Below are 19,736 nucleotides of genomic sequence, written 5' to 3'. Positions count from 1 at the left end.
TTGTCGCACTACACGGGCGCCAATCCGTGTACTTCCCGTGATCAAGACCCCCGGAAACCCGGATTTTCCAGGCATTACCAAGGCCCCAAGCATCACGGAGAGTATGTGGCCGGAAATTCGCCTCTGTGATCGATTCCACACGGGTTCCCTGGGACAAGGTCCCGAAAATTCCGCTTAAAGCGAACACTCAGCGATCCGGAGAACTGTCTCAGATGGGCAGGGTGACTCGCATCACGAGACCACCCCCCTCGCGCGGCTCCGCGATGATACGGCCCCCGTGCGCCCGCGCCACCGACCGGGCGATGGAGAGGCCGAGACCCACGCCCTTGTCGCTGCCGGTGCGCTCGGTGCGCAGCCTCCGGAAGGGCTCGAAGAGGTTGTCGATCTCGTACGCCGGGACCACGGGCCCCGTATTGGATACCACGAGGACCGCCTGGCCCTCCTTGGCCTCGGTACGGACCTCGACCCAGCCTCCCTCGTCGACGTTGTACCGCACGGCGTTCTGCACCAGGTTCAGGGCGATCCGCTCGAGCAGGACGCCATTGCCCTGGACCACGGCCAGGCCGCGCTCACCGCGGATCTCCACGCCCTTTTCCTCGGCCTCGCCCCGCACCTGGTCGATGGCGCGCGAGGCCACCTCAGCGAGGTCGACGGGCTTACGCTCCACGATCTGGTTGTCGCTGCGGGCGAGCAGCAGCAGGCCCTCGACCAGCTGCTCGCTGCGCTCGTTGGTGGCGAGCAGGGTCTTGCCGAGCTGCTGTAGTTCGGCGGGTGCGCCCGGATCGGAGAGCTGGACCTCGAGCAGCGTGCGGTTGATCGCCAGCGGGGTGCGCAGCTCGTGCGAGGCGTTGGCGACGAAGCGCTGCTGGGCCGAGAAGGCCCGCTCCAGGCGGTCGAGCATCTCGTCGAACGTGTCCGCGAGCTCCTTCAACTCGTCGTCCGGGCCGTCGAGTTCGATCCGCCGGGTCAGGTCCGAACCGGCAACCCGGCGGGCGGTACGGGTGATCCGGCCGAGCGGCGAGAGGACCCGGCCGGCCATCGCGTACCCGAAGGCGAAGGCGATCACGCTCAGGCCGAGCAGCGCGAGCAGCGAGCGGCTGAGCAGGTCGTCCAGGGCATGCTGGCGCTGGAGGCTCAAGCACTCGTTGACGGCGGCATTGAACTCGTCCTGGGAGATCTGCCCCGATGAGTTCAGGCCGGGGCAGGCGTCGCTGGACACCCTGACCTCACCAGCGATCCGGAACGGCAGCTCATTGCCGACGTGCACGGCCTGCGCCGCCAGCAGATAGATGATCGAGAGCAACAGGATCCCCGCGATCAGGAACATGCCGCCGTAGAGCAGCGTGAGCCTTATCCGGATGGTCGGGCGCAGCCACGGGAACGGGGGCTCCGGCCGCTTGGGATCCCAGGTCGGTTTCGGGGGCGCCGACGGCGGCGCCGGGGTCGAGGCCATCGAGGGCTCAGATCCGGTAGCCGGAGCCGGGCACGGTCACGATGACGGCGGGCTCGCCGAGCTTGCGGCGCAGGGTCATGACGGTCACCCGGACCACGTTGGTGAACGGGTCGGTGTTCTCGTCCCAGGCCTTCTCCAGGAGCTGCTCGGCCGAGACGACCGCGCCCTCGCTGCGCATCAGGACCTCCAGGACGGCGAACTCCTTGGGGGCGAGCTGGATCTCGCGGTCGTCGCGGTAGACCTCGCGGCGGTTGGGGTCGAGCTTGATGCCGGCGCGCTCGAGTACGGGCGGCAGCGCGACCGTCGTACGCCGCCCGAGGGCGCGCACGCGGGCGGTGAGCTCGGTGAACGCGAACGGCTTGGGCAGATAGTCGTCGGCGCCCAGCTCCAGGCCCTCGACGCGGTCGCTGACGTCACCGGAGGCGGTGAGCATCAGGACGCGGGTGGGCATGCCGAGTTCGACGATCTTGCGGCAGACGTCGTCGCCGTGCACGACGGGGAGGTCACGGTCCAGGACCACCACGTCGTAGTCGTTCACGCCGATGCGCTCCAGGGCCGAGGCGCCGTCGTACACAACGTCGACGGCCATGGCCTCCCGGCGCAGTCCGGTGGCCACCGCATCGGCGAGCAGTTGCTCGTCCTCGACGACGAGTACACGCACGTCCCTGTCCTTCCACTTGGCTTTGGTTGCCCCTGTTCGGGCAGCTCTGATCACGATTGGTGAGCCTCCATCCTGCCTCTTTCGGCCGTAAACCGGCTGTAAGGCGGAAACCCACGGGTGGGAATTCCAGGATTCGTGGGGTGGTTGAGGTTTCTGGCTGAGACGCCCTGGGGAGGACGTCAGCACACCCGCGATCACTCTTTGCATGTGGCACGCCACGAGCTGCTCTTCGCGAGCGGCGAGAGACGTGATCGCCCCTTCCCGAGGGCACACCCCCGTGCCACTGACCACGACCCACGACGAGGGGGCGCAACCATGGACGCATTCACCGCAGGGCTCCTGCACCGCATAGAGGCCACCAAGTCCGACCTCGACCAGGCTCTGGCTGAAGGCGACGAGCACCTCGTCGAGGTCGAGCAGGCCGAGCTCGAGGACCTGCACCGCCTCGCCGCCGAACACGGCGTGCAACTCGCCTGAGCGACCGCACAGACCTCACAGAGGGCCCCGGCACCCACCAAGTGCCGGGGCCCTCTGCCGTGTCCGTACACGCGCGTTCAGCCGTTTTTCGTTTTCCGTCCGCACGCGCGCGTACGGACGGAAAAGCGTCAGTCGTACCAGGCGCCGAGCGTGTCCAGCTTGGTCTGGAGGGTCTCGAAGAGGCCGGGCGGCGCCGCCACCAGGAGCTCGCCGGAGGGGGCCGCGCCGGGCCTGCCGCCGACCAGGGCACCGGCCTCGCGGGCGATCAGGTCACCGGCGGCCAGGTCCCACTCGTTCAGGCCGCGCTCGTAGTACGCGTCCAGGCGGCCGGCCGCCACGTCGCACAGGTCGATCGCCGCGGAGCCGCCACGCCGGATGTCCCGGACGATCGGGATGAGCTCCCGGACCACCTCGGCCTGTCGCACCCGGCGCTCGGTGAGGTAGCCGAAGCCGGTGCCGAGCAGGGCGTGCCCGAGGTCGGGGGCCTCTCCGACGGTCAGACGGCGCTCCCCCAGATACGCGCCCTCGCCCAGGAGGGCCCGGAAGGTCTCGCCCTGCATCGGCACGTGCACCACGCCGACGACGGTCTCGCCGTCCTTGCGGGCGGCGATCGAGACGGCCCAAGCGGGCCTGCCGTACAGGTAGTTGACGGTGCCGTCGACCGGGTCGATGACCCACTGGACGCCACTGCTGCCCTCGACGCTGGCGCCCTCCTCGCCGAGGAAGCCGTCGTCCGGTCGGTGCTCGGCCAGGAAGCCGGTGATCAGCTTCTCGGAGGCGATGTCCATCTCGGTGACCACGTCGACCGCGCTGGTCTTGGTGGCAGCCACGCCCAGGTCGGCGGGGCGGCCGTCGCGCAGCAGGGTGCCCGCGCGGTCGGCGGCCTCCAGGGCCAGGGCGAGGAGTTCGGCCTTGAGTTGATCGGTCACGGGGTTCACGGATTCCTTACGCGTAGGGGCTGTCGACGCCCGCGGCGGCGGGCTTCGGCGTCCTGGCCGGGCAGCAGCCCACGGGGCACAGGTCATGGCTCGCGCCGAGGGAGCCGAGGGCACAGGGCCGCACGTCCTCGCCGCGCTCGGTGGCGGCCCGCTCGAGGACGAGCTCGCGGACGGCGGCGGCGAACCGCGGGTCGGCGCCGACGGTGGCCGAGCGCGCCACCGGCAGGCCGAGCTCGGCGGCCTTGGCGGTGGCCTCGGTGTCGAGGTCGTACATGACCTCCATGTGGTCCGAGACGAAGCCGATCGGCGCCATCACGACCGCGGGCGCCCCGGCGGCGTGCCGCTCCTCCAGGTGGTCACAGATGTCCGGCTCCAGCCACGGGATGTGCGGGGCGCCGGAACGCGACTGGTAGACGAGCTGCCACGGCCGGTCGGCGACACCGGTCTCCTCGGCCACCGCGTCGGCGATCAGCCGGGCCACGTCCAGATGCTGCTTGACGTACGCACCGCCGTCACCGTGGTCCTCGACCGGACCGGAGGTGTCGGCGGCGGCGGTCGGGATGGAGTGCGTGGTGAACGCGAGGCGCGCCCCGTCGCGTACGTCCTCGGGCAGCTCGGCGAGGGACTTCAGGACGCCGTCGATCATCGGGCGTACGAAACCGGGGTGGTTGAAGTAGTGCCGGAGCTTGTCGACCCGCGGCAGCTCCAGGCCCTCGGCCTGAAGGGTCGCGAGCGCGTCCGCGAGGTTCTCGCGGTACTGGCGGCAGCCGGAGTACGAGGCGTACGCGCTGGTGGCCAGGGTCAGGACGCGGCGGTGGCCGTCGTTGACGAGACGGCGCAGTACGTCGGTCAGATACGGGTCCCAGTTGCGGTTGCCCCAGTACACCGGCAGGTCGAGGCCGTGCTCGGCGAAGTCCTTGCGCAGCGCGTCCAACAGGGCGCGGTTCTGGTCGTTGATCGGGCTGACCCCGCCGAACAGGAAGTAGTGCTGCCCGACCTCCTTGAGCCGCTCCTTGGGGATGCCCCGGCCCTTCGTCACGTTCTCCAGGAACGGCACGACGTCGTCGGGTCCCTCGGGGCCGCCGAAGGAGAGCAGCAGGAGGGCGTCGTACGGGGCGGAGTCAAGCGCTTCTGGCATGGTCCTGATCCTGCCACCCGCCCCGCGCCGCCGAAAATGCGGTGCCGGGTGACCCCATGCGCCCGTAATCTGTCACGGCCGGTTTCGCGGCTTACTGGACTCTCGTGGAGCGCCCCTTGCCCAGCCCCTATCGCGCCCTCTTCGCGGCCCCCGGCGCCCGCGCCTTCTCCGCCGCCGGGTTCATCGGGCGACTTCCGCCGGCCATGATGGGCATCGGCATCGTCACGATGGTCTCGCAGCTCACCGGGCGGTACGGCATGGCCGGGGCGCTGTCGGCCACGGTCGCCGTCTCCATGGCCGTGCTCGGCCCGCAGGTCTCGCGCCTGGTGGACCGGCACGGGCAGCGCCGAGTACTGCCGCCCGCGACGCTGATCGCGCTCGCCGCGGTCGCCGGGCTCCTGGCCGCCGCGCGGCTCGGGCTCCCGGACTGGACGCTGTTCGGCTGTGCGGCGGCCGTCGGGTGCATGCCGAGCCTCGGCTCGATGGTGCGGGCCCGCTGGGTGTGGCTCTACCGCGACGAGCCGCGCAAGCTGCACACCGCGTACTCCTTCGAGTCCGTGATCGGCGAGGTCTGCTTCATCGTCGGGCCGATCGTCGCGATCGGCCTGTCCACGGTGTGGTTCGCGGAGGCCGGGCCGCTGCTCGCCGCGCTGTTCCTCGCCATGGGCGTCTTCTGGCTGACGGCGCAGCGCGGCACCGAACCCGTACCGCATCCGCGCGAGCACCACGCGGGCGGCTCGGCGCTGCGGTCGCCGGGGCTGCAGGTGCTGATGCTGACGTTCGTGGCGGTCGGGGCGATCTTCGGGGCGATCGACGTGGTGACCGTCGCCTTCGCCGAGGAGGCGGGCCACAAGGCGGCGGCCAGTCTGGTCCTCGCGGTGTACGCGCTCGGGTCCTGTCTGGCCGGGGTGGTCTTCGGGCTGCTGCGGCCGCGCGGGACCGCCGCCCGCAGGTGGCTGCTGGGTGTCTGCGCGATGGCCGTGAGTATGATCCCGCTGCAACTGGTCGGGAACCTTCCGTTTCTGGCCGTGGCGCTGTTTGTCGCGGGCCTCTCCGTCGCGCCGACGGTGGTGACCACGATGGCCCTCGTCGAGCAGCACGTACCCAGCGCGAAACTGACCGAAGGCATGACCTGGACGTCCACCGGGATCGCGGTCGGGATCGCGCTCGGCTCGTCGGTATCCGGCTGGGTGATCGACACGGCCGGGGCGGACGCCGGGTACGCGGTTCCGGCGGCGGCCGGGGCCGTCGCGGTCGCGGTCGCGTTCCTTGGGTATCGCCGGCTGAAGCGGCCGGTGCCGCAGCGGGGAGGGTTCGATGAGCACACGGCACACGACGCACACGGCGAACAACGGCAGCGGCGGCCCGCGGCAGCGGACGACATGGCGTAACTGGGCGGGCAATGTCGCCGCGCGCCCGGCCCATGAGGTGACCCCCGCCTCCGTCGACGAGCTGGCCGCCGCCGTCCGTAAGGCGGCCGAGGACGGGCGGCGCGTGAAGGCGGTCGGCACCGGCCACTCCTTCACGGCCGCGGCCGCCACCGACGGCGTCCTGATCCGCCCCGACCTGCTCACCGGCATCCGCGGGATCGACCGCGAGGCGGGCACCGTCACCGTGGAAGCGGGAACTCCGCTGAAGCGCCTGAACGTGGCCCTGGCCCGCGAGGGCCTGTCGCTCACGAACATGGGCGACATCATGGAGCAGACCGTCGCGGGCGCCACCAGCACCGGCACCCACGGCACCGGCCGCGACTCGGCCTCGATATCCGCCCAGATCCGCGGACTTGAGCTGGTCACCGCGGACGGACGGGTCCTGAGCTGCTCGGAGAAGGAGAATCCCGAGGTCTTCGCGGCCGCCCGGATCGGCCTCGGTGCCCTCGGCGTCGTCACCGCGATCACCTTCGCCGTGGAGCCGGTGTTCCTGCTCACGGCGCGTGACGAGCCGATGAGCTTCGACCGGGTGACCGCCGAGTTCGACCAACTCTTCACCGAGAACGAGCACTTCGAGTTCTACTGGTTCCCGCACACCGGCAACTGCAACACCAAGCGCAACAACCGCAGCGCGGGCCCCGAGGCCCCTGTCGGCGCGCTCGCGGGCTGGTTCGAGGACGAGTTCCTCTCCAACGGCCTCTTCCAGGCGGTCAATTCGGTGGGCCGGGCCTTCCCGGCCACCATCCCGTCGATCGCCAAGATCTCCAGCAAGGCGCTCTCCGCCCGCAGTTACACGGACATCCCCTACAAGGTCTTCACATCGCCGCGCCGGGTGCGCTTCGTGGAGATGGAGTACGCCGTGCCGCGCGCGGCCCTCGTGCCCGCACTGCGCCAGTTGCGGACCATGGTCGAGCGTTCGAGGCTGCGGATCAGCTTCCCGGTCGAGGTCCGTACGGCGCCCGCGGACGACATCACGCTCTCCACCTCGTCGGACCGGGAGAGCGCGTACATCGCGGTCCATATGTACAAGGGGACGCCGTACCGCGAGTACTTCACCGCCGCCGAGCGGATCTTCACCGAGCACGACGGGCGGCCGCACTGGGGCAAGCTGCACACGCGCGACGCGGAGTACCTGTCCTCGGTCTATCCCCGCTTCGGCGAGTTCACCGCGCTCCGGGACCACCTGGACCCGGACCGGCGGTTCGGGAACGACTACCTGCGCCGGGTCCTGGGCGAATAGCCCGTTCACCTCGGCCCTACTCGGCGTCGCCCTACTCGGCGTCCGGGACCGACTGCTCGAGCCCGCCGTCGGCGGGGTCCGGGGTGGGCGGCGTCGGGGTGGGCGTAGGAGTCGGCGTCGGGGTCGGAGTGGGCGTCGGCGTCGGATCGGGGTTCGGCGGGTTCGGGGCCGGATCGGGGTCCGTCGGGTCCGGGTTCGGGGTGGGCTTGCTGCCGCCGTCGTCCGGGATCGGGTCGGTGCCCGGGGACTGGTGGCCGCCGCCCTGCTCCGGGGTGCTGTCGGTCGAGGGCTGCGAGGGGTCGGCCGAGGGCGTGGGGTGCCGCGGGGTCGGGTCGGGGGTGCTCGGGTGGTTCCAGCTGCTGGGGCGGTACACCTGCGTGCCGTTGCCGCTGAAGCTGTTGCCGGAGACCAGCTCGTACGTCGTGATCCCGGACATGGTCACGCCGAAGACGAGCGCGGCACCGAGCAGCGGCCGCTTCCAGCTCCTGATCCGCTTGCCGTGCACGGTGGATGTGCCGTACTCGTCCGGAAGGTCGGTGGGGTGTGTCGTCCCGGTGCCGTCCGGGGGCGGCACCGAGCGGAGCAGCTGGGTGGCCTGGTCCTGCGGGGCCGCGTCCGTGGCGGCATCCTGCGGGGCGGCCGTGCGCAGCAGCACCGTCCCGTCGACCGGGGCGAGGACCTGGGTGGCGTCGGCCGCCTTGAGCAGCTGCGTCTTCTCGGCGTCGGCCGCGCCGCCGACCGCAGGCAGGACCGTGGTGGCTTCGGCCGTGCCGACCGCGGGGAGCATCGTGGTGGCTTCGGCGTCCGCGGTGGGGCGCCAGGTGGTGGTCACCGGGCCCGTGGTCACCGGACCGCCCGTGGGCATCGCCCCGGTGGTCATCGACCCCGTAGTCATCGCCCCCGTGGCCGTGCCCTCCGGGCGGAACGTCGACGGCACCGGGTGGCCGTCCGCGGTCACCGGCAGTTGCCGGGGCCGTGGCTTGGCCTTGACCGCGACCTCCTTCACCTGCTCGCCCGTACGCGAGAAGAAGTGCTGGAAGACGGAGCCGCCACAGGTCGCGATCACACTGACCAGACCGGCGCCGAGGATGGTGCCGTAGACACCGAAGGCCGAGGCCAGTTTGGCCGCCACCACCGCCGCCACGGCACTGCCCGCCACCTGCGGCACGTTCAGTTCGATCCGCTTCCTCTTCGGCACCCGTTCGTCCTGTTCGGCGCCTATATCAGGTTTCTTCCTGATATCCACCCGCTGTGACATCCCCGTCCCTTGTCCGCCGTTCACGTCCTGCCTGCACCACAAGGGACAAATGAGCGAAGCAAAAAGTTCCGTTTCTGCGCATTCTGTGAAGCAAGCCACCTGCGTAAGCGGGGAATATGGCCCCGGCGAGCGTCAACTCCCTTGCCCCACGAGAACTTCGGCGGCGCGGCGGTCCACCCGGGTGGCCCGAATGGAGTACTGTTGCGAGCCCTGGGTCCGGTCTCCAACCTGGGTGCTCGGGGGCTTGCCAGGACCTCCGGAAGGGGGCTCGTTGCACAGGGTGACCACGACGGTCACTTAGCGTTGCGAACAGGTAACCGTGCCATAACGGGGATCCAGGTCCCATGCCCGACACGCCGGGCAACTCGGCAAGGTTGTGGCAGGCTGCACCCGGGCAGGCCACACTCGACTAGCGGAAGCAGCGACGCACGTGACGTCGGCAGGCACCACCCGGGAGGTCCCGATGCCCGAACTGCGCGTCGTGGCCGTCAGCAACGACGGCACACGGCTGGTGTTGAAGGCTGCGGACTCGACGGAGTACACGCTTCCGATCGACGAACGACTGCGCGCCGCCGTACGCGGTGACCGGCCGCGCCTCGGGCAGATCGAGATCGAGGTGGAGAGCCACCTTCGCCCCCGCGACATCCAGGCCCGGATACGGGCCGGTGCGACCGCCGAAGAGGTCGCTCAGCTCGCCGGTATCCCCGTCGACCGCGTACGTCGTTTCGAAGGCCCCGTTCTCGCCGAGCGCGCGTTCATGGCGGAACGTGCCCGCAAGACGCCCGTACGCCGACCCGGCGAGAACGCCGGACCCCAACTCGGTGAGGCCGTGCAGGAGCGGCTGCTGCTCCGCGGCGTCGACAAGGACTCCGTGCAGTGGGACTCCTGGCGCCGTGACGACGGCACGTGGGAGGTGCTGCTCACCTACCGCGTCGCCGGAGAGCCGCACTCCGGGAGCTGGACGTACGACCCGCCGCGACGGCTCGTCCAGGCCGTGGACGACGAGGCCCGCTCGCTGATCGGCGAGACCGACGACATCGCGTCGCCGGAGCCGACCTTCCCGTTCGTGCCGCGGATCGCCCGGCTGCCCCGGGACCGGCCGCTCGACCGTGCCCTCGACCGGCAGATGGAGCGGCCGGGCGCGCCGGAACCCGCCGAGGAGACCGAGGAGGACCAGGGCCGGGACTCCCTGACCAGCCTCCTCGAGGCGGTGCCCAGCTTCCGCGGCGACATGGTCGTGCCTGAACGTCCCGCCACGGCCAACGGGGCGTCCGGCACCACTGGTCCCTCGTCCTCGACGGCCGCCGCTACCTCGACCACGTCCACGACGTCGAACAACGGCACGTCCGACGAGCCCGTGCAGGAGCCGGAGGCCGAGGAGCCTCCGGCGCCGGCCGCGTCCGCCGGGGCCGCGTATGCCGATGTGCTGATGCCGCGGGCCGTCGCCGGGCACCGTGAACGGCTTGTCGGTACGACCGATCGGCAGGCCGAGGCGGACGGGGTGCGTCCGGGGCGGCGGGCGGCGGTGCCCAGTTGGGACGAGATCGTGTTCGGGACGCGGCGTAAGAAGTCGCAGGAGTAGCAGGAGTAGTTCGTCGTACGGGCTGGGGCGAGGACGGGGCCGCGTTCGGCAGGGGCGGGGCCGGGGTTCCCTCTCTTTCCCCGGCCCCGCCCCTTCCCGTCTTCCCGTCAATCGCCGGACGGGCTGCTCCCCGTCGCCACCGGGCGGGACGCGTCCGAGGACCACTCCGACCACGAGCCCGGGTACAGCGTTGCTGGGATGCCCGCGACCGCGAGGGCGAGGACCTGATGGGCGGCCGAGACGCCCGAGCCGCAGTAGACGCCGACCTCGGGGGCGTCCTCGGCGCCGAGTTTGCGAAATCTTTCGGCCAGTTGTGCGGCGGGCAGGAGGCGGCCGTCCGGGCCGACGTTCTCCATGGTCGGTGCCGATACCGCGCCCGGGATGTGGCCGCCGACCCGGTCGATCGGCTCCACGTCGCCCCGGTACCGCTCCGCGGCGCGCGCGTCGAGCAGCAGTCCGGAGCGGGCCAGCGCGGCCGCGCCGTCCGCGTCCACGGTGGGCAGCGACCCCGGGCGCGGCTCGAAGTCGCCGGGCTCCGGACTCGGGACCTCCCTGGTCAGCGGGCCGTCCCACGCGGCGAGGCCGCCGTCCAGGACCCGTACCGACGAATGGCCCGTCCAGCGCAGCAGCCACCAGGCACGGGCCGCGGCCCAGCCCTGCCCGCCGTCGTACACGACCACGTCACGCCCCGCCGAGACGCCCGCGGCGCGCATCGCGGCACCGAAGATCTCCAGGTCGGGCAGCGGATGACGGCCGCGTGCGCCCGGCGGTCCGGCGAGCGCGGTGTCCAGGTCGACGAAGACGGCACCGGGCAGGTGACCGGCCGCGTACTCCGCGCGACCGTCGAACGGGGCCGCGCCACCCAGCTTGGCCGCGGTGAGCTGCCAGCGGACATCCAGAAGTACGGGCGGATTTGGCCGCTTCAGGTCGCTCCCGAGTTCGGATCCAGAGATGATGGCATTCATAGGCACATCCTCGCGCAAACGCTGGCCGCCCCGACCGGTGCCTACTAGCCTGCTCGGCCTGACGTTCCGCTGATCGACACCGCCCGGGGTGAGGACCCGGACGACGGACGAGCGGGCGGATTGAGCAACAGAAGACCGGGCATCCTCCCGCGGAATCCGCTCGTGCGGCGCGGCCGGAGCACAGGGCGCGGCCGGTGGTGCGAGCATCTGCTCCGGCACTCCCTATGGGTCACCATGACGGTTCCGAGGAGAGAGAGACGATGACCGAGTCGACAGCTCGGCACAAGCCCGGCACGCCCTGCTGGGTCAGTCTGATGGTGCACGGCCTGGCCGGTGCCAAGGACTTCTATCACGCGCTCTTCGGCTGGGAATTCCAACCCGGGCCGCAGCAGCTCGGGCCGTACGACCGCGCGCTGCTCAACGGGCGAGAGGTGGCGGGAATCGGCCAGCTGCCGACCGACCGACATCTGCCCATTGCCTGGACCACGTACTTTGCCTCCGATGACATCCACGTCACGGCCGAGCACATCACCGAGGCCTGCGGCACGATCGGGGTCGGGCCGCTCGACGCCGATGACGCCGGCCGCCTGCTCATCGCCTCCGACCCCACGGGCGCCGTCTTCGGTGTCTGGCAGGCCGCCGCGCACCTGGGCATCGCCCTGCGCGGCGTACCGGGCACGCTGGCCTGGAACGAGCTGGTGACCCAGGACACCGCGAGCGTCGGCAAGTTCTACCAGTCCCTCTTCGGGTACGAGGAAGAGGCCGTCGTCTCGGCCGACTTCGACTATCTGACGCTGCACATCGACGGCCGCCCGGTGGCCGGCATCCACGGCGTGGGCAACGCGCTGCCGCACGACCGGGGCCCGCACTGGATGACGTACTTCGAGGTCGCGGACGTCGACCGCTCGGTCGAGCAGATCCAGAAACTCGGCGGCCAGCTCCTGCGCGCTCCCCAGGACAGCGCCCACGGCCGGATGGCGACGGTCGCGGATCCCGAGGGTGCCACGTTCACGCTCGTACACGAGCCGGAAGGGGTCTGACCGAGCGGAACTGCCCTTCCGCGGAGGCGAGTTCTGTGTCGGGCGTGTCGGGCGGGGACCTCCAAGGCGGCGCGGCGGGCGGTATGGCAGGTCTGCCCCCGGTGGTGGCCGCATCAAGGACGTGCACAGGATGGAGTGGAGCACCTTCATCCTCTCGGTCATCCTCTCGGTGCGTTTTGCGGGTCTTCCACTGATCGGTCACGCACAGCGTCACGAGGAGGCGGGGCCATGACCACCGCCGAAGGAATGTTTGAGCCGAAGGTTGAGCCGTACAAAGTTGCGCCTGAAACCTTTGTCATCCCGCAGCTGCTTGAGGCGCCGCCGGTCGGGATGTTCTACGTCAACTCCATGGTCATCACCGGCAGCGAGCCCGTGCTCGTCGACACCGGTGCGCCGTCGAACCGGCAGCAGTGGCTGGACCATGCCTGGAGCCTTGTCGATCCGGCCGATGTGCGCTGGGTCTTCCTGACCCACGACGACCATGATCACGCCGGAAACGTCCGTCAGGTCATGGCCGCCTGCCCGAACGCCACCCTGGTCACGACCTGGTTCTCGATGGCCCGCTACGCCATTGATACCGAAGAGTTCTGGATGCCGTTCAACCGCTCCCGCTGGGTACGCGACGGCGAGAGCTTCACCGCGGGGGACCGCGAGCTCCTCGCGATCAGGCCGCCGTTCTTCGACAACCCGACCACGCGCGGACTGTTCGACGCCACGACGCGGGTCTACTGGGCGGCCGACACCTTCGCCACGGCCATCCCGCACCCGGCCGAGGACGCCGCCGACCTGGACCGGGAAGCCTGGCGTGACGGCTTGCTCCTGGGCAACCGGCTGAACCACCCCTGGCATCTCTGGCTGGATACTACGAAGTTCAACAAGCACGTGGACCGCGTCCAGGAGCTCGACATCGACACCGCGGCGTCCTGCCACGCCCCCGCGATCCACCACGAGCTGATCGACGAGGCCTTCGAACTCATCCGCAAGGTCCCGGAGCTGCCTCCCTGGGAGGAGCCGGGACAGGACTTCCTGGAAGGGATCATCGCGGCGACGGCGAAGCCGGTGGTGACGTGACGCACACACACGCACACACGCCTGCGCAGGCGCACGCAGCAGCGGTCGCAGGGCCCGTCGGCCGGTCCTAGCCTTGAATGAGGGGGATCGGTTTCGCCGCGCTGAGAGGAGTGATCACCATGGCGGGCCGGAACCGGAGCGAGGTCGAGTCGGAGATCAAGGAAACGCTGGGTCTCGTGCCGCATTTCTTCTCCCGTATCCCCGACGACCTGTTGGACTACGAATGGGAGATCTTCAAGAAGATCGAGCTCGGTGAGACGCTCATCCCGAACAAGTACAAGGAACTGATCGGGATCGCCCTGCACTCGGAGACGAAGTGCCGCTACTGCACGCTCTTCCACACCGAGGCCGCGAAGCTGTTCGGCGCCACCGACGAGGAGATCCAGGAAGCCGTCCACTACGCGAAGAACAGCCTCGGCTGGAGCGCGTACCTCAACGGCATGCGTGAGGACTACGACGACTTCGAGCAGGAACTCGGGCAGATCAAGGACTACCTGGCATCGAAGGGATGATCATGCATCTCGAGTGGACCCGGCCGGGCGTCCTGCGCGCGACCGCTCACGCCTTCGAGTTCGCGGCACTGGTGGCCGCCGCCCGATACGTGGCCGAGTCCGCTCCCCCCAGCATCCCCGAGGAGGCACTGGAACAACTCCGCCAGGTCCTACGGGACTACGACGCCCAGGCACAGCGCCTGCACGAGGCCGCACCTCCGACGGGCGGCGCCTGAACCGAGGACGTGAGCGTCAGTCGGACCCCACGGGCAACACGTGGCCCGCGCCCCGCACCAGCACATCGCCTCGACCTGCAATGCCTCGATACGGTCCGCCAGTTCGAGCAGCCGCTGCGAACCCGGGAACGGCTTCGTACGGAAGTCCGTCGTGATCCCGAAGGCATCGGCTCGCGCTCGCCACCAACAGGCGCCCTGGGTTCACTTGACTTCATGCCGACATTAAGTCCCAAGCTGGCACTCATGACCAGAGAAACGGAACGGACACGCCAGTCGACGGACGACCTCATAGCGTTGCTCGACGCGACCGATCGCCTGCCGGGCGCGGAGGAACTGAGGGCACTGTCCTACGACTTGCTCGGGGCCGAACCCGGAAGGTCCATGGTGGACGTGGGCTGCGGCGCTGGGCGGGCCGTGGCGGAACTGGCCGAACGGGGCGTGAAGGCCGTCGGTGTGGACCCGGACGAACGGATGATCGCCGTCGCCCGCGACCGATGGCCCGAGGCGGATTTCCGGATCGCGGACGCGTACGAGCTGCCGCTGCCGGACGCCTCGGTGGACGGCTATCGAGCCGACAAGGTGTTCCATGAGCTGGCTGAGCCTGAGCGGGCGTTGGCAGAGGCCCGCAGAGTTCTCACGGCCGGAGGGCGGATCGTGCTCGTCGGCCAGGACTGGCACACCTTCGTCATCGACTCTGACGATCCGGCCCTCACCAGCACCATCGTGCACGCCCGCGCCGACTTGACCGTCGGCCCGCGTGCTGCCCGCCGGTACCGCAACCTGCTCCTCGACGCCTGCTTCGGCGATGTGACGGTCGAGGTGCACACGGGCGTGTTCACCGGGCCGACGCTGTTGCCCTTGCTCACCGGACTGGCCGAAGGAGCCTGCTCCACCGGCGCCATCACGCGCGAGCAGACGGACAGCTGGATCGCTGAGCAGCGTGCGCGGGCCGAGGCCGACCGCCTCTTCCTGGCAGTGCCGATGTTCATGGCAGCGGCGACCGCTCCACGGTGAGGCGGCGATCACCTGGCCGCCTCATGCCCGAGATCCACTTTCGATACCCGCCCTAGTAAGGGCATCGACTACTACGCGGTCAGGCACGCTCCGGAGGGGCGGACCAGGGCGTGCGCGGCCTTCTTGCGGTGGGCCCGCCGACCGGCAGGATCTGGGCTGGGTAGCCGTGGATCGCCTTGTTGCATGTCCCCGTTCAACGGCGTGGGTTCCGGTGGCAGGGCGTGCAGGCAGTCGCGGTAGGCGGCGACGCCGGTCTCCACGGCCCGGCCGAGACCCTGCCACAGGTGGAACCGGTCGGCGCCATGACTCGGCGCAATAAGGTCATCCTCCCTACTTCAAAGCCCAGTTGGGCCGGACGAGCCGGGAGCCGGCCCGTCCGGCCAGGGCCAGCCCGATGCCTCCCAGGATGCGGCTGAGCCCGCTGACCGGACCGACCGCCCCGCTGTCACCCTCCGCGACCGCTCCCCAAGATCTGCGCCAGAACCGAGTTCGGGAGTCGCTACGGCCTCGAGAACCAACAGCAGTTCCTGCCGCCGCCTCAGAGCCCGAGACTTGCGGACAGAAGTAGACCGCAAGCCTCCCTAGGGTCGTGCCATGACACAGAAGCAGAAGATCCTTGTCACCGGCGCCACCGGAACCGTCGGCCGCCAGGTCGTCGCCGAACTGCTCGCCCGCGGCCACGCGGTCCGCGCCCTCACCCGGGACACGGCGAAGGCCGACCTGCCGGCCGAAGTCGAGGTCGTCCAGGGCGACCTGACCGAACCCGACAGCCTGCCCCCGGCCCTGGAGGGCGTCACCGGCCTCCATCTGATCACCTTCGGCGGGGCCTACTTCGCCCCGCTGGAGACCGGCCCGCGGATCCTTCAGCTGGCCCGCGCGGCCGGGGTACGCCGGGTCACCGTGCTGCACGGCGGCGGGCCGTCCCTGTTGGAGGACGCCGTGCGTGCCGACGCCGATATCGACTGGACTGTGCTCATGCCGGTCGAGTTCATGTCCAACGCCCTGGAGTGGGCGGACGGGATCGCGGCCTCGGGCGAAGTCCGCGAGCCGTTCGTCTCCCGGCTGAGCGCCACGGTCCACGAGGGCGACATCGGCGCCGTCGCTGCGGTCGCGCTCACCGAGGAGGGCCACGGGGGCCAGGAGTACGTGATCACCGGCCCTGAGCTCCTTACCGTCGGCGACAAGGTGGCGACGATCGCCGCCGCCCGTGGCCAGGAGATCACCCTGGTCGAGATGACCGAGGAGCAGGCCGTCGCGCAATGGCGGGCGGAGGGCCACCCGAAGGAGGTCATCGACTTCCTGACCGAGGCGTACGGGAACACCCCGGAGGTGGGCCGTACGGTCGTCGACACCGTCGAGAAGGTCACCCGCCGCCCGGCCCGCACCTTCGCCCAGTGGGCGGCGGAGCACGCGGATGCCTTCACGGCAACAGCCCCCGCAGTCACGACATAGCCCGCCGCAGTACGTGGGACGGACGCAGTACGTGGGACGGACGCGGATGGACCCGCATCTCAGGTGAGACCCGCATCCGCGTCCGTCTCCGGCGTCGCCCGAAGAAGCCGGGTGACTCCCGCTCTCGTGAACATGGCTTCCGAAACAATGGCTTCGATATCGGCTGGCCGGTGGGACCGTCCGCAAAGAGACCCCGGGGCCGGGCCCGGCCCCGGGGCATCGTCGTTCAGCGCTCGGAGGATGTGCCGAGATGCTTGATCTTCTCGAACGGGTAGGCCCCGACGATCACCACAGCCAGGCCATAGAGCGCGAAGGCCCAAAGCCCCCAAGTGGAGACCGACTTACCTCCGTCGCTCAGGATGACGCTGCCGATCGGCACCAGCGGAGCGAAGCTGAGCGCTGCGGCCCCGGTACACCAGAACGCCACCAGGCCGTTCGCCCGCTTCCGCAGGGCGGGGTCGGACTTCACCTCCGCCGGGACCTCGTACCCGGCGGACCGGTCACAGACCTTGCCCCGGTATCCGACGCGGGCTGCCAGCAGACTGACCACGCCCAGGAGGAGGAAGCAGCCGAAAATGAACATGTAGGCCATGGTTTCCTCTGGATCTCGTCGTGCGGGGCGACCCTAGCGGATGTACTTGATGATGAAGGCGATCACCATGTTGACGGCCTTGTCCTTGACCCAGCCCGGCAGGAACTTCCATACGACGCCGCCGATCTCGCCCCCGAGACAGCCGATGGCGGCGTTCCTGACGTAGGTACTCTTGCTGGAGGCCTTCCCCGCCGCGATGTCACTGAGCACGGAGGTGGGAATGCTGGCCAGAGCACCCTTCGCGCACCATGCGGCAGCGCCGATGGCAACCGCGGCAATCGGGAACGCGCGGGCCTGAGGACCGCCGGAGGGGTTCTGGCTCATGCCCTTCTCGATCTCAGCGAGAGCCTCCGGCCCCATCTCGTCCTCGATGAACTGACGCTGCTCCGGGGTGAGTGCCGGAGCCTGCGATTCAGCCCCCGCTGTCACGGCTGCGGTCTTCCCCCGGGTGTTGTCGGCAGCCATGGCGTTGGGAGCCACGGTGGCGAGCAGAGCCGCACTGGTGACGGCGGCAATTCCGGCCAGCGATATGCGGCGTGTGGTGGTCTTACGCACGTTGAATCCCCTGTGGTCGTTGCCTCGCCTCCCGGTCACGGAGGCGATCACGAGCAAGACCCTGGCACCCCCGAAGTGGCCGGAATAGAGCGGGAACGCATGCAAAGGATCACGACAGCCGACAGGAACCCACCGACCGGCTCAGGCATCTCTTCAAAAACCGGCGGATGCCCCACCCCTCCCGTCCAACACCCCTTACACGCCGAGCAGTCAGCCAGTTCACCCGCCTCAGTACGGCGGTCCTCCGCCGGTCCTCCGACACGCCCGCCACCGCCGTGACCTGCACCGGCTCGAGCAGAACACCGCTCCTGCGCCATCGACTCCGGCAACGGATCACCACACCGCCTCCAGGCCAGTGATGCCGATCTTCACGGCCTGGTGCCCGTCGTGTACGAGGACGTAGAGCAGGGCAGGGCAGGGGCGTAGGGCCTTACGCCGAAGGGGGCGCAGTAGCGGCAGCCGCTTCCCCGCGTCGGTACGTCCGACGTCGGCGCATGCCTGGCAGCCTCCGCGGCCTGCTCGGCTGGAAGCGGGATCGTCCGCGGCACCAGAGATGGCGTACCTGCCCGGCGCGATGGCGGGCATCACCGGTAGTGCATGAGCCACACCGGACGACCACGACGGCCAACAGCGGGTACCCAGCCATGACCACCGAAGCCACGGACAGCCCGGCCTCCCTCTACGGGACAGCCTCAGTGGTTCTCGGCACTCTCGCCCTGATCGCCGTGGTGTTCTCCGGCCATGCGGGTGTCGCGATTCCGCTGCTGAGCGGCAGCCTCGCTGTCACCTTCGGCGTCCTCGGCCTGATGCGACGACTCAACCGTGTCCGGTGCGCCATCGGGCTCAGCACAGGCGGCGGGACCTTGCTGTACCTGGGGTACCTCCTGGCTACGTTCGCCGGGTGAGCTTGACCGGCTCGTCGCGAGCCGTCGGCACGGCAGCGTCGCATCGCAACTCCGCCGCGTGTACGCGTCGGCCGTTCTCCCGTGATGCTTCTAACTGAGCGTGTCCGACACGGAGATGCAGCGGCGCTCCCGCGGGAGGTGCTTCACGATTCGGGTCAGATCGACCATCACCTCGTCCGGTGCCGCTCGCTCTGGGTCTATCTGCACCTGAAGCGCCGGTTCGCGGCCGTAGACGATCAGCGTCTTCATTCCTTCCCGGTCCTGCCGGGTGCGCCAGAGCCAGTCCACCTCGTCGATCTCCGCGCATGCCTCCTCGCTGGGAAGTTGCAACGGGAACCCGCAACGGGCGATAACAGCACCATCTCCCCACGCCGCGGCGCCCGGCGCGTCGGTGTCCTCGCGCTCCAGGCCAGAGAGCTGGTCGGGGTACGAGCGAGCCATCTTCCGGCAGGCTGCCGTATCGGCGAGCGGCGCCGGCGTGAGCTCGTAGGGCGGGTCGAACGCGATGCTCGCCGCCACCACAGCGCAGGCGGCCAGAGACACACCGCCGGCAGCCAGTGCAGTTCGACGTTTGATCATGGGCATGAGAGCGAGCCTACGGGCTGCCGCCCACTGCCCGATCGGGCTATGCCCAAAGAGTCAATACCCTCCCCACCGGCTACGCCCGTAGTCTCCTCCTCGCCAAGCAGCTGACCAGACAAGGCGGATGAGCTCGTGCGGTAAGCCGTGAAGGGCCTGGGCGGCGTCGGTCACTAAGCCACATGACTGGCCCTGATACCAGCGGTCATAGTGCAGATGGCCGACGAACGGGTCGTCGGCGTCTTCGCCGACCCGCGCCAGGAAGCCCTCGTCCACGGCGAGTTCGGTGAGCCGGGCGGGCAGCACGCTGCCGAGCAGCCGCACCGGGTCACCTACCGGAAGCGGCCCACCGGCCGGGGTCGACGGCGGCGTACAGGCTACGGGTGACGGCGTGCTAAGACCAGCGCAGGTTGTGCGCCAACTCATGGAGCGGGGCGAGGAGTTCGGACAGGACCGGACGGACGTCCACCCAGAACCGGCCGCGGGCCGGATGCTGGGGCAGCTGCGCGGGACGTCGCCGCGCGCCGTCGGACCGTATGTGACGCCGGCCCGGCTGGGGGCGGGTGGCATGGGCGAGGTCTTCCTGGCCCGCCCGGAACGGCTCGTCGTCGGATACGGCCCGGCGGACCTCGTAGCCGTGAAGCTGATCCGCAACGAGG

Annotated in this window: 22 protein-coding genes and 1 pseudogene; 12 read left to right on the top strand and 11 right to left on the bottom strand. The window is 69.9% G+C overall.

All coding sequences use genetic code 11. The annotated features are described in order from the left end of the window. Positions 1 to 208: 208 nt before the first annotated feature. Together ACWD10_RS09230 and ACWD10_RS09225 are read right to left on the bottom strand one after the other, a co-directional pair. Positions 209 to 1,453 (bottom strand): sensor histidine kinase, encoded by a 1,245-nt coding sequence (locus ACWD10_RS09230; protein WP_451088622.1) that lies wholly within the window; start codon positions 1,451 to 1,453, stop codon positions 209 to 211. A gap of 7 nt (positions 1,454 to 1,460) precedes the next feature. Continuing rightward, complete coding sequence (locus ACWD10_RS09225) at positions 1,461 to 2,114, bottom strand: response regulator transcription factor (protein WP_451088620.1); 654 nt, start codon at positions 2,112 to 2,114, stop codon at positions 1,461 to 1,463. Between the two features lie 315 nt (positions 2,115 to 2,429). Here ACWD10_RS09225 and ACWD10_RS09220 point away from each other — a divergent pair, with 315 nt between their 5' ends. Continuing rightward, positions 2,430 to 2,591, top strand: a complete 162-nt coding sequence (locus tag ACWD10_RS09220) for a hypothetical protein (protein WP_451088618.1) — start codon at positions 2,430 to 2,432, stop codon at positions 2,589 to 2,591. A gap of 128 nt (positions 2,592 to 2,719) precedes the next feature. Here the strand turns inward: ACWD10_RS09220 and ACWD10_RS09215 are convergent, their stop codons facing one another. Together ACWD10_RS09215 and ACWD10_RS09210 are read right to left on the bottom strand one after the other, a co-directional pair. Continuing rightward, a complete protein-coding gene (locus tag ACWD10_RS09215; RefSeq protein WP_451088616.1) occupies positions 2,720 to 3,520 on the bottom strand; it encodes an inositol monophosphatase family protein in 801 nt (266 codons plus the stop codon). 16 nt (positions 3,521 to 3,536) lie between these two features. Further along, positions 3,537 to 4,667, bottom strand: coding sequence for a ferrochelatase (locus ACWD10_RS09210; RefSeq protein WP_451088614.1), 1,131 nt, complete (start codon positions 4,665 to 4,667; stop codon positions 3,537 to 3,539). Between the two features lie 116 nt (positions 4,668 to 4,783). Here ACWD10_RS09210 and ACWD10_RS09205 point away from each other — a divergent pair, with 116 nt between their 5' ends. Together ACWD10_RS09205 and ACWD10_RS09200 are read left to right on the top strand one after the other, a co-directional pair. Then, entirely contained in the window at positions 4,784 to 6,058 is a 1,275-nt protein-coding gene (locus ACWD10_RS09205) for an MFS transporter (RefSeq protein ID WP_451088612.1), read from the top strand. Further along, positions 5,985 to 7,337, top strand: a complete 1,353-nt coding sequence (locus ACWD10_RS09200) for a D-arabinono-1,4-lactone oxidase (protein WP_451088610.1) — start codon at positions 5,985 to 5,987, stop codon at positions 7,335 to 7,337. The genes ACWD10_RS09205 and ACWD10_RS09200 overlap by 74 nt, the downstream gene beginning before the upstream one ends. A 31-nt stretch (positions 7,338 to 7,368) precedes the next feature. Here ACWD10_RS09200 and ACWD10_RS09195 read toward each other — a convergent pair whose 3' ends face one another. Continuing rightward, entirely contained in the window at positions 7,369 to 8,535 is a 1,167-nt protein-coding gene (locus tag ACWD10_RS09195) for a hypothetical protein (RefSeq protein WP_451088608.1), read from the bottom strand. Positions 8,536 to 9,058: 523 nt separating this feature from the next. On the opposite strand from ACWD10_RS09195, the gene sepH reads away from it, so the two are divergent. Further along, positions 9,059 to 10,177 (top strand): septation protein SepH, encoded by a 1,119-nt coding sequence (gene sepH / locus ACWD10_RS09190; protein WP_451088606.1) that lies wholly within the window; start codon positions 9,059 to 9,061, stop codon positions 10,175 to 10,177. A 107-nt stretch (positions 10,178 to 10,284) separates the two neighbouring features. On the opposite strand, the gene ACWD10_RS09185 is transcribed toward sepH, so the two are convergent. After that, positions 10,285 to 11,142, bottom strand: a complete 858-nt coding sequence (locus ACWD10_RS09185; RefSeq protein ID WP_451088604.1) for a sulfurtransferase — start codon at positions 11,140 to 11,142, stop codon at positions 10,285 to 10,287. A gap of 260 nt (positions 11,143 to 11,402) precedes the next feature. On the opposite strand from ACWD10_RS09185, the gene ACWD10_RS09180 reads away from it, so the two are divergent. From ACWD10_RS09180 to ACWD10_RS09165, 4 genes are all read left to right on the top strand, one after another. Beyond that, a complete protein-coding gene (locus ACWD10_RS09180) occupies positions 11,403 to 12,182 on the top strand; it encodes a VOC family protein (protein ID WP_451088602.1) in 780 nt (259 codons plus the stop codon). 228 nt (positions 12,183 to 12,410) lie between these two features. Then, the gene (locus tag ACWD10_RS09175; protein WP_451088600.1) at positions 12,411 to 13,253 is read left to right on the top strand and encodes an MBL fold metallo-hydrolase; all 843 of its coding nucleotides are present in this window, start codon (positions 12,411 to 12,413) and stop codon (positions 13,251 to 13,253) included. Between the two features lie 119 nt (positions 13,254 to 13,372). Further along, the gene (locus ACWD10_RS09170) at positions 13,373 to 13,765 is read left to right on the top strand and encodes a carboxymuconolactone decarboxylase family protein (protein ID WP_451088598.1); all 393 of its coding nucleotides are present in this window, start codon (positions 13,373 to 13,375) and stop codon (positions 13,763 to 13,765) included. A 2-nt stretch (positions 13,766 to 13,767) separates the two neighbouring features. Next, positions 13,768 to 13,980, top strand: a complete 213-nt coding sequence (locus tag ACWD10_RS09165; RefSeq protein WP_451088596.1) for a hypothetical protein — start codon at positions 13,768 to 13,770, stop codon at positions 13,978 to 13,980. A 39-nt stretch (positions 13,981 to 14,019) separates the two neighbouring features. On the opposite strand, the pseudogene ACWD10_RS09160 reads toward ACWD10_RS09165, so the two are convergent. Continuing rightward, positions 14,020 to 14,145, bottom strand: a pseudogene (locus ACWD10_RS09160) (thymidine kinase); the annotation flags it as partial. Between the two features lie 78 nt (positions 14,146 to 14,223). Between ACWD10_RS09160 and ACWD10_RS09155 the strand changes: the two are divergent. Both ACWD10_RS09155 and ACWD10_RS09150 read left to right on the top strand, forming a co-directional pair. Then, complete coding sequence (locus ACWD10_RS09155; RefSeq protein ID WP_451088594.1) at positions 14,224 to 14,994, top strand: methyltransferase domain-containing protein; 771 nt, start codon at positions 14,224 to 14,226, stop codon at positions 14,992 to 14,994. Between the two features lie 594 nt (positions 14,995 to 15,588). Further along, complete coding sequence (locus ACWD10_RS09150) at positions 15,589 to 16,446, top strand: SDR family oxidoreductase (protein WP_451088592.1); 858 nt, start codon at positions 15,589 to 15,591, stop codon at positions 16,444 to 16,446. Positions 16,447 to 16,672: 226 nt separating this feature from the next. On the opposite strand, the gene ACWD10_RS09145 is transcribed toward ACWD10_RS09150, so the two are convergent. From ACWD10_RS09145 to ACWD10_RS09135, 3 genes are all read right to left on the bottom strand, one after another. Further along, on the bottom strand, positions 16,673 to 17,038 hold the full coding sequence (locus ACWD10_RS09145) for a hypothetical protein (RefSeq protein ID WP_451088591.1): 366 nt from the start codon (positions 17,036 to 17,038) through the stop codon (positions 16,673 to 16,675). A 33-nt stretch (positions 17,039 to 17,071) separates the two neighbouring features. Then, a complete protein-coding gene (locus ACWD10_RS09140; protein WP_451088589.1) occupies positions 17,072 to 17,593 on the bottom strand; it encodes a hypothetical protein in 522 nt (173 codons plus the stop codon). 333 nt (positions 17,594 to 17,926) lie between these two features. Continuing rightward, entirely contained in the window at positions 17,927 to 18,178 is a 252-nt protein-coding gene (locus tag ACWD10_RS09135; protein ID WP_451088587.1) for a hypothetical protein, read from the bottom strand. A 59-nt stretch (positions 18,179 to 18,237) separates the two neighbouring features. Here ACWD10_RS09135 and ACWD10_RS09130 point away from each other — a divergent pair, with 59 nt between their 5' ends. Next, positions 18,238 to 18,498 (top strand): hypothetical protein, encoded by a 261-nt coding sequence (locus ACWD10_RS09130; RefSeq protein WP_451088585.1) that lies wholly within the window; start codon positions 18,238 to 18,240, stop codon positions 18,496 to 18,498. Positions 18,499 to 18,588: 90 nt separating this feature from the next. Here ACWD10_RS09130 and ACWD10_RS09125 read toward each other — a convergent pair whose 3' ends face one another. Further along, entirely contained in the window at positions 18,589 to 19,083 is a 495-nt protein-coding gene (locus ACWD10_RS09125; protein ID WP_451088583.1) for a DUF3515 family protein, read from the bottom strand. Positions 19,084 to 19,293: 210 nt separating this feature from the next. Between ACWD10_RS09125 and ACWD10_RS09120 the strand changes: the two genes are divergently transcribed. Then, on the top strand, positions 19,294 to 19,464 hold the full coding sequence (locus ACWD10_RS09120; RefSeq protein ID WP_451088581.1) for a hypothetical protein: 171 nt from the start codon (positions 19,294 to 19,296) through the stop codon (positions 19,462 to 19,464). The last annotated feature ends 272 nt before the right edge of the window (positions 19,465 to 19,736 follow it).

It is taken from the genome of Streptomyces sp. NPDC002851, from assembly GCF_053591935.1.
The sequence above is the reverse complement of the archived record's forward strand: the minus strand, read 5'-3'. Positions and strand labels throughout refer to the sequence as shown.